Annotated in this window: 13 protein-coding genes; 1 reads left to right on the forward strand and 12 read right to left on the reverse strand. The window is 69.9% G+C overall.

Features of this window, described 5'->3' with window-relative positions:
* Positions 1-263 precede the first annotated feature (263 nt).
* Positions 264-2,093: an endonuclease/exonuclease/phosphatase family protein gene (locus tag AB0I82_RS07475; protein ID WP_363256194.1), complete on the forward strand. Its 1,830-nt coding sequence runs from the start codon at positions 264-266 to the stop codon at positions 2,091-2,093.
* Here the strand turns inward: AB0I82_RS07475 and AB0I82_RS07480 are convergent.
* The 12 genes from AB0I82_RS07480 to AB0I82_RS07535 all read right to left on the reverse strand — a co-directional run bounded on the left by AB0I82_RS07480 (position 2,083) and on the right by AB0I82_RS07535 (position 11,782).
* Positions 2,083-2,889: an EI24 domain-containing protein gene (locus AB0I82_RS07480; RefSeq protein WP_363256195.1), complete on the reverse strand. Its 807-nt coding sequence runs from the start codon at positions 2,887-2,889 to the stop codon at positions 2,083-2,085. The two genes, AB0I82_RS07475 and AB0I82_RS07480, sit on opposite strands and share 11 nt — an antisense overlap.
* A gap of 95 nt (positions 2,890-2,984) precedes the next feature.
* The gene (gene dapD, locus AB0I82_RS07485) at positions 2,985-3,974 is read right to left on the reverse strand and encodes a 2,3,4,5-tetrahydropyridine-2,6-dicarboxylate N-succinyltransferase (RefSeq protein WP_363256196.1); all 990 of its coding nucleotides are present in this window, start codon (positions 3,972-3,974) and stop codon (positions 2,985-2,987) included.
* 43 nt (positions 3,975-4,017) lie between these two features.
* Entirely contained in the window at positions 4,018-4,593 is a 576-nt protein-coding gene (locus tag AB0I82_RS07490; RefSeq protein WP_363256197.1) for a TetR family transcriptional regulator, read from the reverse strand.
* A complete protein-coding gene (locus AB0I82_RS07495) occupies positions 4,593-4,916 on the reverse strand; it encodes a multidrug efflux SMR transporter (protein ID WP_363256198.1) in 324 nt (107 codons plus the stop codon). Before AB0I82_RS07495 ends, AB0I82_RS07490 begins: the two co-directional genes overlap by 1 nt.
* Before the next feature lie 124 nt (positions 4,917-5,040).
* Entirely contained in the window at positions 5,041-5,406 is a 366-nt protein-coding gene (locus AB0I82_RS07500; RefSeq protein WP_031065217.1) for a metal-sulfur cluster assembly factor, read from the reverse strand.
* Positions 5,403-5,861, reverse strand: coding sequence for a Fe-S cluster assembly sulfur transfer protein SufU (gene sufU, locus AB0I82_RS07505; protein WP_030264518.1), 459 nt, complete (start codon positions 5,859-5,861; stop codon positions 5,403-5,405). Before sufU ends, AB0I82_RS07500 begins: the two co-directional genes overlap by 4 nt.
* Before the next feature lie 20 nt (positions 5,862-5,881).
* Positions 5,882-7,138, reverse strand: a complete 1,257-nt coding sequence (locus AB0I82_RS07510) for a cysteine desulfurase (protein ID WP_363256199.1) — start codon at positions 7,136-7,138, stop codon at positions 5,882-5,884.
* Positions 7,135-7,899, reverse strand: a complete 765-nt coding sequence (sufC, locus tag AB0I82_RS07515; RefSeq protein WP_363256200.1) for a Fe-S cluster assembly ATPase SufC — start codon at positions 7,897-7,899, stop codon at positions 7,135-7,137. Before sufC ends, AB0I82_RS07510 begins: the two co-directional genes overlap by 4 nt.
* A 7-nt stretch (positions 7,900-7,906) precedes the next feature.
* A complete protein-coding gene (locus AB0I82_RS07520) occupies positions 7,907-8,230 on the reverse strand; it encodes a non-heme iron oxygenase ferredoxin subunit (RefSeq protein WP_363256201.1) in 324 nt (107 codons plus the stop codon).
* Positions 8,227-9,408 carry a Fe-S cluster assembly protein SufD gene (sufD, locus tag AB0I82_RS07525; protein ID WP_363256202.1) on the reverse strand — a complete coding sequence of 394 codons (1,182 nt, stop codon included), beginning with the start codon at positions 9,406-9,408 and terminating at the stop codon, positions 8,227-8,229. The genes AB0I82_RS07520 and sufD overlap by 4 nt, the downstream gene beginning before the upstream one ends.
* A gap of 89 nt (positions 9,409-9,497) precedes the next feature.
* Complete coding sequence (gene sufB / locus AB0I82_RS07530) at positions 9,498-10,919, reverse strand: Fe-S cluster assembly protein SufB (protein WP_363256203.1); 1,422 nt, start codon at positions 10,917-10,919, stop codon at positions 9,498-9,500.
* Positions 10,916-11,782 (reverse strand): ArsR family transcriptional regulator, encoded by an 867-nt coding sequence (locus AB0I82_RS07535; protein WP_363256205.1) that lies wholly within the window; start codon positions 11,780-11,782, stop codon positions 10,916-10,918. The genes sufB and AB0I82_RS07535 overlap by 4 nt, the downstream gene beginning before the upstream one ends.
* Positions 11,783-11,812: the final 30 nt, after the last annotated feature.

Below are 11,812 nucleotides of genomic sequence, written 5' to 3' on the forward strand. Positions count from 1 at the left end.
GACGATCCCGGGCGGTTCACCGGACCGCCCGGGGTGCCCAGGGGACGGCTCACCGGCTCGTCCGGGGTGCCCGGCGGACGGTTCACCGGCTCGTGCGAGGTGCCCGGTGACGGGCGGTTCACCGGCCCGTCCGCTCCCGTCCACCGGGATCTTCTTGACAACTCGCGGGCGCACACAAGAGATTGACGCGCGTAGCGGACCGTTCTCCGATACGCAGCCCGGCCCTTCTCCTCCCTTGTTTCCCCACGCTTCCGGAGGCCACCATGCCGTCCCGCCGTACGCTTCGCAGACCGCTCACGCTCGCCTCTGCGGCCGCCGCGGCCCTCGCCGCAGGGCTGCTCGCCGTCCCGCAGTCCGCCTCGGCGGCGGACGCCAGGATCCATGACATCCAGGGCGGTACCCGAATATCCCCGCTGGCCGGGAAGCAGGTCACCGGCGTGCCGGGCGTCGTCACCGCCGTACGGTCCTTCGGGTCCGCGCGCGGCTTCTGGTTCCAGGACCCGCGGCCGGACCGCGACCCGGCCACCAGCGAGGCCGTCTTCGTCTTCACCGGGAAGCAGACCCCCGAGGTCGCCGTGGGGGACGCGGTGGAGGTGACCGGCACGGTCACCGAGTACTACCCCGGCGGCAAGGACGCCGGGCTGCAGTCCGTCACCGAGATCACTGGCGCGAAATGGACGGTGAACTCGGCGAAGAATCGTCTCCCCGCGGCCTTCACGCTGGACCCCGATTCCGTGCCGAATCGATACGCCCCGGACAACGGCGGCAAGAACATCGAGCCGCTGAAGCTGCGACCCGGCAGCTACGCGCTGGACCGGTACGAGTCGCTGGAGGGCATGCGGGTCGCGGTCTCCGACGCACCGGTCGTCGGCCCCACGAACACGCATCACGAGCTGTGGGTGACCGCCGAGCCCGGCCACAACCGCACCGCGCGCGGCGGCACGCTCTACAGCTCGTACGCCGACCCGAACGCGGGCCGCCTCAAGGTCACCTCGCTGATCCCCTTCGCCGAGCGGCCGTTCCCGGTCGCCGATGCCGGCGACGCGCTGACCGGCACCACCGCCGGGCCGCTGGACTACGACAACTTCGGCGGCTACACGATCGAGGCGACGGACCTGGGCAAGCTCGCCGACCACGGGCCGGCCCGCGAGACGACCCGCAAGCAGTCGGCCGACGAGCTGTCGGTGGCCACGTACAACGTGGAGAACCTCTCGCCGAAGACCGCGCAGGCCAAGTTCGACCGGCTGGCCGAGGCGCTGGTGAAGAATCTCGCCTCCCCCGACATCGTCGCCCTGGAGGAAGTCCAGGACGACAACGGGCCCACGAACGACTCGGTGGTGAGCGCGGGCGCCACGCTCAAGAAGCTCACCGACGCCGTCAAGAAGGCGGGCGGCCCCGCCTACGAGTGGCGCCAGATCGACCCGGCCGACGACCAGGACGGCGGCCAGCCCGGCGGCAACATCCGCGTCGCCTTCCTGTTCAACCCCGAGCGGGTCTCCTTCACGGACGTGGCGGGCGGCGACGCGACGACCCCCGTCAAGGTCACGGGCAAGGACGGCAAGCCGGCGCTCTCCGTCTCCCCCGGCCGCATCGACCCGGCCAACACGGCCTGGAAGGACAGCCGCAAGCCGCTCGCCGGCCAGTTCTCCTTCCGCGGCAAGCCGGTCTTCGTGGTCGCCAACCACTTCAACTCCAAGGGCGGCGACCAGGGCCTGGACAGCCGCTTCCAGCCGCCGGCCCGCACGTCCGAGGCCCAGCGCACGGCTCAGGCCGAGGCCGTGCACGGCTTCGTGACGGACGTACTCGCCGTCGACCCGAAGGCCGCCGTGATCGTCGCGGGCGACCTGAACGACTACCAGTTCTCCCCGGCGCTGAAGAAGCTCACCGCGGGCGGCGTCCTCACCGACCAGGTGAACCGGCTCCCGAAGCCCGAGCGCTACGGCTACGTCTACAACGGCAACTCCCAGGCCCTGGACCACATGCTCACCAGCCGCGCCCTGAACCGCGCCGACTACGACATCGTCCACCTCAACGCCGAATACGCCGACCAGGCCAGCGACCACGACCCGCAGGTGCTGCGCGTCAGGCCGTGAATCCGGGGTGCGGCGCGGGGGCCTCTCCCGCGCCGCCCTCGGGCCCCTGGTCCGGTATCGGCTCCGCCACCAGGTCCCGTACCAGCAGGGTCGCGCCCGCTACCGCGCCCGGCATCAGGATCACGGCGATGAACGGTACGAGGAAGAGCAGCACGAGCGGGGTGCCGAAGCCGACGGCGAGGGCCTTGCGGCCGCGGAGCAGGCGCATCCGCTCGCGCACCGGTATCCCGCGGCGCTGCAGGGCCACCGAGGCCAGTTCAAGGGTGAGGAAGAAGCCGGAGACGCAGAACCCGATGGCCGGGATCACGGTCTGGCCGATGACCGGCACGAAGCCGAGCAGGAAGAAGAGCAGGCCGAAGCCGGCCGCGCGCAGCAGGACGTACACGCTGTCCTTGAGCGCGATCCACACCTCCCGCCACACCGAGAGACCGAGCCCCTCCGGGCACTCCCCCTCGGACTCCTCCACCTTCTCGGAGAGCGACTCGTAGAACGGGTCGCCGATCAGCAGCGTGACGGCGGTGAAGGTGAGCACGGTCAGCAGCAGCCCGCCCGCGAAGAGCAGGGCGACGAAGAGTCCGCGCAGCAGCCCCTGCCAGGGGGAACCCCAGCCGTCGGCGAAGGGCGTCGCCCAGGCCGCGATGTCGTCCGTCCAGAAGGCGAAGACGGTCAGCACCCCGGCGTACAGCACCAGCGTGATGAGCGCGGGCAGCAGCCCGAAACCCCACCACCGGCCGTGCCGCGCAACCCAGCGCTGCCCCTTGCCCCAGTAACCCAGCCCCGCCACAAGATCACGCATAGGACAAGCCTAGCGGGCACCACTGACAACGCCGACGGCCCGTGCGGTCCGGGGGTTCCGGACCGCACGGGCCGTCGGTCGGCGCGCCGTAGGCGTCAGTTGTGGTGCAGCACGTCGTTCAGGCCGCCCCACTCCGCGTTGTTCGGACGGGCCTCCACCACGCCGGTGGTGGAGTTGCGGCGGAAGAGGATGTTGTCGGCGCCGGACAGCTCGGCGGCCTTCACGATCTGGCCGTCGGGCATGGTCACACGGGTACCGGCGGTGATGTACAGACCCGCCTCGACCACGCACTCGTCGCCCAGCGCGATGCCCACACCGGCCTCCGCGCCGACCAGGCTGCGCTCGCCGATGCGGATGCGCTCCTTGCCGCCGCCGGAAAGGGTGCCCATCGTGGACGCGCCGCCGCCGATGTCGGAGCCGTTGCCGACCACGACGCCCTGGCTGATCCGGCCCTCGACCATGGAGGTGCCGAGCGTGCCGGCGTTGAAGTTGACGAAGCCCTCGTGCATGACGGTGGTGCCGGCCGCGAGGTGCGCGCCCAGGCGGACCCGGTCGGCGTCGGCGATGCGGACGCCCGCCGGGGCGACGTAGTCCGTCATCCGGGGGAACTTGTCGACGCCGTACACCGCGAGGTGCAGGCCCTCGGCGCGGGCGTTCAGCCGTACGGTCTCCAGCTGGTCCACGGCGACCGGGCCGAGCGACGTCCAGGCGACGTTCGCCAGCAGCCCGAACAGGCCGTCGAGGTTCTGGCCGTTCGGCTGCACCAGGCGGTGGCTGAGCAGGTGCAGACGGAGGTAGCCGTCGTGCGCGTCGAGCGGCTTGTCGTCCAGGGAGGAGATGACCGTGCGCACGGCCACGATCTCCACGCCGCGGCGGGCGTCGGGGCCGAGCGCCTTGGGCGCGGCCTCGCCGAGCAGTTCGGCGGCGCGCTCGGCGGTCAGCCGCTCGGTGCCGGCCGGGCCGGGCTCGGCGACGAGCTCGGGCGCCGGGAACCAGGTGTCCAGGACGGTGCCGTCGGCGGTGACGGTGGCGAGTCCGGCGGCGACGGCGCCGGTCGTACGGGAGGAGGCTGCTGCTTCGGTCATGCGGAAAACCTAACCGGCGCGCCCCCGGCCTGGCGAACCGGTCTCAACGGTCAGACGAGCGACCGCCCAGTACGGGCTCCTCGCCGACCACCCGCGCCACCTCCGCCCGCACCTCGTCACGGTCGAACGGCCGGCCGGTGAGCAACGACTGCAGCAGCATCCCGTCGATCAGCGCGGAGAGCGTGCGCGCCGTACCGGGGTCGGTGTACCGGGCCAGCACCTCCAGCGTGCTGTCCAGCCACTCGGCGGCCACCGGGCTCAGCGCGGGCCGCCGCAGCGCCGCGAGGTACAGCTCGTACTCCATCCGCACCCGGCCGCTGCGGCTCTCGTCCATGTACGCGGCCAGCAGGTCGGCGATCCGGTCCGCGAGCGGCGCGTCCCGCTCCAGGTACTCCGTCCAGCCCTCCACCGTGGTGCCGGACTCGCCGCACACCTGGCGCAGCGCGGCCACCAGCAGGTCGTCCAGCGACGCGAAGTGGTACGTCGTGGAGCCCAGCGGCACGTCCGCCGCCGCGGCCACCACACGGTGGCTGAGCGCCCCGATGCCGCGCTCCTCGGCCACCCGGATCGCCGCGTCGATGATCCGCTGCCGCCGCTCCGGGTCGTAGCGCCGCGGCATCAGTGCGCCGCCCCGCCGAGGTTCAGCAGCACCACGCCACCGATGATCAGCGCGATCCCGATCAGCCGCGCCGCGTTCGCCGCCTCCCCGAGGAACAGCATCCCGATCGCCGCGATCACGGCGGTCCCGGCCCCCGACCAGATGGCGTACGTGGTCCCCACGCTCATCGTCTTCAGCGTCTGCGCGAGCAGCACAAAGGCCACCAGATACCCCGCCGCGGTCCCGAGCGAGGGCCACAGCTTCGTGAACCCCTCGCTGTACTTCATCGCGGTGGTGGCGAGCACCTCCACCAGTATCGCCGCGCCGAGCGTCAGATAGGCCATGCGTACGAGCGTACACAACGATGCGTACGGCCGTACACAAAGCGAGGGGCGAGGCACGAAAAAACGGCCGTGCCCGCCAGATTTTCCTGGCGGGCACGGCCGAAAAGCCGGTCGACGGGGCGTCTCAGACGTTGAAGCCCAGCGCGCGCAGCTGCTCGCGGCCGTCGTCGGTGATCTTGTCCGGGCCCCACGGGGGCATCCAGACCCAGTTGATCCGCAGCTCGTTGACGATGCCGTCCGTGGCGGACTTCGCCTGGTCCTCGATGACGTCGGTCAGCGGGCAGGCCGCCGAGGTGAGCGTCATGTCGATGGTGGCGATGTTGGCGTCGTCGATGTGGATGCCGTAGATCAGGCCGAGGTTGACGACGTCGATGCCCAGCTCGGGGTCGACGACGTCGTACAGGGCCTCGCGGACCTCTTCCTCGGTGGCCGGCTTGAGGGCCGCGGCGGGCGCCTCAGCGGTCTCCGCGGCGCTTGCGTTCTCGGTCATGCGGTCTTCGCCTCCTCGGAGAGGGCTTTGGCGGTCGCGTCCTTCCACGCCATCCAGCTCAGGAGGGCGCACTTGACGCGAGCGGGGTACTTGGAGACGCCGGCGAACGCGACCGCGTCCTCCAGCACCTCCTCCATGGCGTCGTCGGGCTCGATCTGGCCCTTGGACTGCATCAGCTCCAGGAAGGTCTCCTGGATCTGCTGCGCCTCGCCGAGCTCCTTGCCGACCAGGAGTTCATTGAGGACGGACGCGCTGGCCTGGCTGATGGAGCAGCCCTGGCCCTCGTACGACACGTCTTCAATGGTCGCGCCGTCCAGGCGGACGCGCAGGGTGATCTCGTCGCCACAGGTCGGGTTGACGTGATGCACCTCGGCGTCGCCGTCCCGCAAGCCCCGGCCGTGCGGGTGCTTGTAGTGGTCCAGGATGACGTCCTGGTACATGGAATCCAGCTTCACGGGTCAGTCAGTCCTCGTCCTCATCCGAAGAAATTACGGACGTGCTCCAGGCCGGCGACCAGGGCGTCGACCTCGGCCGGGGTGGAGTACAGATAGAACGACGCTCGTGTCGTCGCAGGAATTCCGTACCGCAGGCAGACCGGGCGGGCGCAGTGGTGGCCGACGCGGACCGCGATGCCCTCCTCGTCGAGCACCTGTCCCACGTCGTGGGGGTGGATGTCACCGAGCGTGAAGGAGATCGCGGCGCCGCGGTCCTCGGCCGTGGTGGGGCCGATGATCCGCAGGTCGGGGACCTCCAGCAGCCGCTTGACGGCGTACTCGGTGAGTACGTGCTCGTGCTCGGCGATCCGCTCCATGCCGATGGAGTTGAGGTAGTCCACCGCCGCGCCGAGGCCGACGGCCTGGGCGATCGGGGGCGTACCGGCCTCGAACTTGTGCGGCGCCGGGGCGTAGGTGGAGGAGCTCATCGAGACGGTCTCGATCATCTCGCCGCCACCGAGGAACGGCGGCAGGTCCTCCAGCAGCTCCTGGCGGCCCCACAGGACGCCGATGCCGGTCGGGCCGCACATCTTGTGGCCGGTGAAGGCCACGAAGTCGGCCTGGAGCGCCTGGACGTCCAGCGGCATGTGCGGCGCGGCCTGCGAGGCGTCGAAGACGACGAGCGCGCCGACGTCCTGCGCCTTGCGGACGATCGCCTCGACCGGGTTGACCGTGCCCATGAGGTTGGAGACCAGGGTCAGCGAGACGACCTTGGTCTTCTCGGTGATGATCTCGTCGATGTTGGAGAGGTCGAGCCGGCCGTCCTCGGTCAGCCCGAACCACTTCAGCTTCGCGCCCGTGCGCTGCGAGAGCAGCTGCCACGGCACGATGTTGGAGTGGTGCTCCATCTCCGTGATGACGATCTCGGTCTCGTGGTCCACGCGGTAGGGCTCGTCGGCCCAGCCCAGCATGTTCGCGACGAGGTTGAGCGACTCCGAGGCGTTCTTGGTGAAGATCACCTCGTCGCGGCTCGGTGCGTTGATGAACTCGGCGACCTTGTCGCGAGCACCTTCGTACAGCGCCGTGGCCTCCTCGGCGAGCACGTGCACGCCGCGGTGGACATTGGCGTTGTAGCGTTCGTAGTACTCGCTCAGCACGTCGATGACCTGGCTGGGCGTCTGCGAGGTCGCGGCGCTGTCCAGGTAGACGAGCTTCTTCCCTTCGTGGACCTCGCGGCCCAGGATCGGGAAGTCCTTACGGATCGCCTCTGTGTCGAGGAGGCCCGGCAGCTGTGTCACGCGGTTGCGCCACCCTTCACGTATGCCTCGTAGCCCTCGGCCTCCAGCTTGTCCGCCAGCTCCGGGCCGCCGGACTCGGCAATACGGCCGTTGGCGAAGACGTGGACGTGGTCGGGCTTGATGTAGCGGAGAATCCGGGTGTAGTGGGTGATCAGCAGGGTGCCGACCTCACCGGACTCGCGCACGCGGTTGACGCCCTCGGAGACGACGCGCAGCGCGTCGACGTCCAGGCCGGAGTCGGTCTCGTCGAGGATCGCGATCTTCGGCTTGAGCAGCTCCAGCTGGAGGATCTCGTGGCGCTTCTTCTCACCGCCGGAGAAGCCCTCGTTGACGTTGCGCTCCGCGAAGGCGGGGTCCATGGACAGGCGCTCCATGGCCTCCTTGACCTCCTTGACCCACGTCCGCAGCTTGGGGGCCTCGCCGCGGACGGCGGTGGCGGAGGTGCGCAGGAAGTTGGAGACGGAGACGCCGGGGACCTCGACCGGGTACTGCATGGCGAGGAAGACGCCGGCGCGGGCGCGCTCGTCGACGGACATCTCCAGGACGTCCTCGCCGTCGAGGGTGACGGTGCCGCCGGTGATCGTGTACTTGGGGTGACCCGCGAGGGAGTACGCGAGGGTGGACTTGCCGGAGCCGTTGGGGCCCATGATGGCGTGCGTCTCGCCCTGCTTCACGGTCAGGTCGACGCCCTTCAGGATCTCGCGCGGGCCGTTCTCGGCCTCGACGGAGACGTGCAGGTCGTGAATCTCAAGCGTTGCCATGGGGAACTCAGGACTCCTGGGATACGGAGACGAGCACGTCGTCCCCTTCGATCTTTACGGGGTATACGGGGACGGGCTGCGTCGCGGGAAGGCCGGACGGCTTGCCGGTGCGGAGGTCGAAGCTGGAGCCGTGCAGCCAGCACTCGATGGAGCAGTCCTCCACCTCGCCCTCCGAGAGGGAGACGTTCGCGTGCGAGCAGATGTCGTTGATCGCGAACACCTCGCCCTCGGTGCGGACGATCGAGACCGGGGTGCCGTCGAGCTCGACGCGCTTGGGCGTGTCGTCTTCGAGCTCGCTCAGCCCACAGGCTCGTACGAAGGTGGCGGTCATGCTACGGACGCCTCCAGCTCGGCATCGATCTTGGCGAGGAGGCGCTCCTCGACGTCCGGCAGGCCGATCTGCTGGACCAGCTCGGCGAAGAAGCCGCGGACCACCAGGCGACGGGCCTCGTCGGCGGGGATGCCGCGGGCCATCAGGTAGAACAGCTGCTCGTCGTCGAAGCGGCCGGTCGCCGAGGCGTGGCCGGCGCCGACGATCTCGCCGGTCTCGATCTCCAGGTTCGGCACCGAGTCCACCCGCGCGCCGTCCGTGAGGACGAGGTTGCGGTTGAGCTCGTAGGTGTCCGTACCGGTGGCCGCGGCGCGGATCAGGACGTCGCCGATCCAGACGGCGTGCGCGTCCTGGCCCTGCAGAGCGCCCTTGTAGACGACGTTGGAGCGGCAGTTGGTCGCCTCGTGGTCGACGAAGAGACGGTGCTCCTGGTGCTGGCCGTTGTCGGTGAAGTACAGGCCGTAGAACTCGGCCTCGCCACCGGGACCGGCGTAGGTCACGCGCGGGTTCAGCCGGACCAGGTCGCCGCCGAAGGTGACGATCACGGACTTGAAGGAGGCGTCCCGGCCGACCAGGGCGTTGTGCTGGCCGGCGTGGACCGCGGCGTCGTCCCAGTCCTGGACCGAGACGACGGTCAGCTTGGCGCCGTCGCCGAGGAGGTAGTCGACGTTGGCGGCGAGCGTGGCGTCACCGGTGTGGTCGATGACGACGACGGCCTCGGCGAAGGCTCCGAGCTCGATGACCTGGTGGCCGTAGGCGACGCCGCCCTCGCCGCGGACGGCGATGCGGATCGGCTCGTCCAGCACGGTCTCCTTGGGCACGGAGACCACGGACGCCTTCTCGAAGGAGCTGTACGCCTGCGCCGCGACCCGGTCGATGGGCGTGCCGGCCTTGCCGACCCGCGCGTCGTCGCGGCCCGCGGTCTCGACCGTCACGCCCTCGGGCGCGGTGATCTCGACCGAGACGCCGCCGGTGGCGGTGGCGGTGCCGTCGTGGAGGCCCTTCAGGCGCTCCAGCGGCGTGAAGCGCCACTCCTCCTCGCGGCCGTGCGGCACGGGGAAGTCCGCCACGTCGTAGGACGGCGGGGCGCTCATCCGGGTGGCGACGGTGGACTCCGCGGCCACCGCGATCGAGCCGGCGGTGGTGGAGCCCGCCGGGATGTTCTGAGCCTCAGCCATGGCTGTCGTAGTGCTCGCTTTCTGGATCAAGAATTTTGCTGCGGCGGGGGTGGGCCGGGTCCGCGGACCCGGCCCGGGGGCGGCTTCGGTCAGCCGACCGCGCCCTCCATCTGCAGCTCGATCAGCCGGTTGAGCTCCAGCGCGTACTCCATGGGCAGCTCACGGGCGATGGGCTCGACGAAGCCGCGCACGATCATCGCCATGGCCTCGTCCTCGGAGAGGCCGCGGCTCATCAGGTAGAAGAGCTGGTCGTCGCTGACCTTGGAGACGGTCGCCTCGTGGCCCATGGACACGTCGTCCTCGCGGACGTCCACGTAGGGGTACGTGTCCGAGCGGGAGATCGTGTCCACCAGCAGGGCGTCACAGAGCACGTTGGACTTGGCGCCCTCGGCACCCTCGCCGATCTCGATCAGACCGCGGTACGAGGTCCGGCCGCCGCCTCGCGCCACCGACTTGGAGACGATGTTGGAGGAGGTGTTCGGGGCCATGTGGACCATCTTGGCGCCGGCGTCCTGGTGCTGGCCCTCGCCCGCGAAGGCGATGGACAGCGTCTCGCCCTTGGCGTGCTCGCCCATCAGGTAGACGGCCGGGTACTTCATCGTGACCTTGGAGCCGAGGTTGCCGTCGACCCACTCCATGGTCGCGCCCTCGTAGGCCACGGCACGCTTGGTGACCAGGTTGTAGACGTTGTTCGACCAGTTCTGGATCGTCGTGTAGCGGCAGCGGCCGCCCTTCTTCACGATGATCTCCACGACGGCGGAGTGCAGCGAGTCCGACTTGTAGATCGGCGCCGTGCAGCCTTCGACGTAGTGGACGTAGGCGTCCTCGTCGACGATGATCAGCGTCCGCTCGAACTGGCCCATGTTCTCGGTGTTGATCCGGAAGTAGGCCTGCAGCGGGATGTCGACGTGCACGCCCGGGGGCACGTAGATGAACGAGCCGCCGGACCACACCGCGGTGTTCAGCGAGGCGAACTTGTTGTCACCCGCCGGGATCACCGTGCCGAAGTACTCCTTGAAGAGCTCCGGGTGCTCCTTGAGCGCGGTGTCGGTGTCCAGGAACAGGACGCCCTGCTCCTCCAGGTCCTCGCGGATCTGGTGGTAGACGACCTCGGACTCGTACTGCGCGGCGACGCCGGCGACCAGGCGCTGCTTCTCCGCCTCCGGGATGCCGAGCTTGTCGTAGGTGTTCTTGATGTCCTCCGGCAGCTCCTCCCAGCTGGCAGCCTGCTGCTCGGTGGAGCGGACGAAGTACTTGATGTTGTCGAAGTCGATGCCGGAGAGGTCCGAGCCCCAGTTCGGCATGGGCTTCTTGTCGAACAGCTTCAGGCCCTTGAGACGAAGCTTGAGCATCCACTCCGGCTCGTTCTTCTTCGCCGAGATGTCGCGGACGACGTCCTCGGAGAGGCCGCGCTTGGCGGAAGCGCCGGCGACGTCGGAGTCGGCCCAGCCGTATTCGTACTTGCCCAGACCCTCGAGCTCAGGGTGAGCAGTCTCCGTGGGGAGCGTCATGCGGGGTTCCTCCCGGCCGTGCTTGCAGATGCTGTGGTGGTCTTTGTGGTGCGGTGGTCGGCCTTGCCGGTGGCCTTCGCCGCCCTGGGAGGGCCCTGGGCCTTGGGGGTGCCCTGGGCTGTCGCCTTGGGTACGAAGGTCGTGCAGACACCGTCGCCGTGGGCGATGGTGGCAAGACGCTGCACATGGGTCCCGAGCAGGCGCGAGAAGACCTCGGTCTCCGCCTCGCACAGCTGAGGGAACTGCTCGGCCACATGGGCGACCGGGCAGTGGTGCTGGCAGAGCTGCTCACCTTGTTGCAGATGGGGGGCGCTGCGCGCCGTAGCAGCGTACCCGTCGGCGGTCAATGCCTTCGCAAGGGCTGCCGTGCGCTCCTCGGGGGACGCGGCCTCGATCGCCGAGCGGTACTCGGCCGCCTGGGCCTCCAGTCGGGCGCGGGCGAACTCGGCAACCGCGGCCTCGCCGCGCTCGCCGCCGCCCGCGGCCTGCGCGATCCAGCGCAGCGCGTCGGAGGCCAGGCTGTCGTATGCCTGGTCGAAGGCGTCCCGGCCGCAGTCGGTCAGCGCGAAAGCCTTGGCGGGGCGGCCCCGGGAGCGCGTGCCGTACACCCGCTTCTCGCGGGGCTCGACGACACCCTCGGCCTGGAGGGCGTCGAGGTGGCGGCGGACGGCGGCCTGGGTCAGCTCCAGCCGGAGCGCCAGCTCGGCGGCGGTGGACGGGCCGTGGTCCAGGATGGAGCGCGCCACGCGATTTCGCGTGCCGTGCGCCTCGTCCTGGGCGGTGACCTGCGCAGAGGCGGAGGTCACCGGCCCGGCGGCCGGAGTGGCCGCGGGTACCTGTCGGTCCTCGCTCGCGTATTTCACAACGACATTGTTGCGTAATTCTTCAGACCA

The organism is Streptomyces sp. NPDC050315 (assembly GCF_040655775.1).
In the GTDB taxonomy this organism is placed as follows: Bacteria; Actinomycetota; Actinomycetes; order Streptomycetales; family Streptomycetaceae; genus Streptomyces.

What these genes read in the sequence shown, in the direction of transcription:
- AB0I82_RS07475 (WP_363256194.1), top strand. Translation starts at nt 264, where the DNA reads ATGCCGTCCCGCCGTACGCTTCGCAGACCGCTCACGCTCGCCTCTGCG.
- sufD (WP_363256202.1), bottom strand. Translation starts at nt 9,408, where the DNA reads ATGGCTGAGGCTCAGAACATCCCGGCGGGCTCCACCACCGCCGGCTCG.
- AB0I82_RS07520 (WP_363256201.1), bottom strand. Translation starts at nt 8,230, where the DNA reads ATGACCGCCACCTTCGTACGAGCCTGTGGGCTGAGCGAGCTCGAAGAC.
- AB0I82_RS07495 (WP_363256198.1), bottom strand. Translation starts at nt 4,916, where the DNA reads ATGGCCTATCTGACGCTCGGCGCGGCGATACTGGTGGAGGTGCTCGCC.
- sufC (WP_363256200.1), bottom strand. Translation starts at nt 7,899, where the DNA reads ATGGCAACGCTTGAGATTCACGACCTGCACGTCTCCGTCGAGGCCGAG.
- sufB (WP_363256203.1), bottom strand. Translation starts at nt 10,919, where the DNA reads ATGACGCTCCCCACGGAGACTGCTCACCCTGAGCTCGAGGGTCTGGGC.
- dapD (WP_363256196.1), bottom strand. Translation starts at nt 3,974, where the DNA reads ATGACCGAAGCAGCAGCCTCCTCCCGTACGACCGGCGCCGTCGCCGCC.
- AB0I82_RS07480 (WP_363256195.1), bottom strand. Translation starts at nt 2,889, where the DNA reads ATGCGTGATCTTGTGGCGGGGCTGGGTTACTGGGGCAAGGGGCAGCGC.
- AB0I82_RS07490 (WP_363256197.1), bottom strand. Translation starts at nt 4,593, where the DNA reads ATGCCGCGGCGCTACGACCCGGAGCGGCGGCAGCGGATCATCGACGCG.
- AB0I82_RS07500 (WP_031065217.1), bottom strand. Translation starts at nt 5,406, where the DNA reads ATGACCGAGAACGCAAGCGCCGCGGAGACCGCTGAGGCGCCCGCCGCG.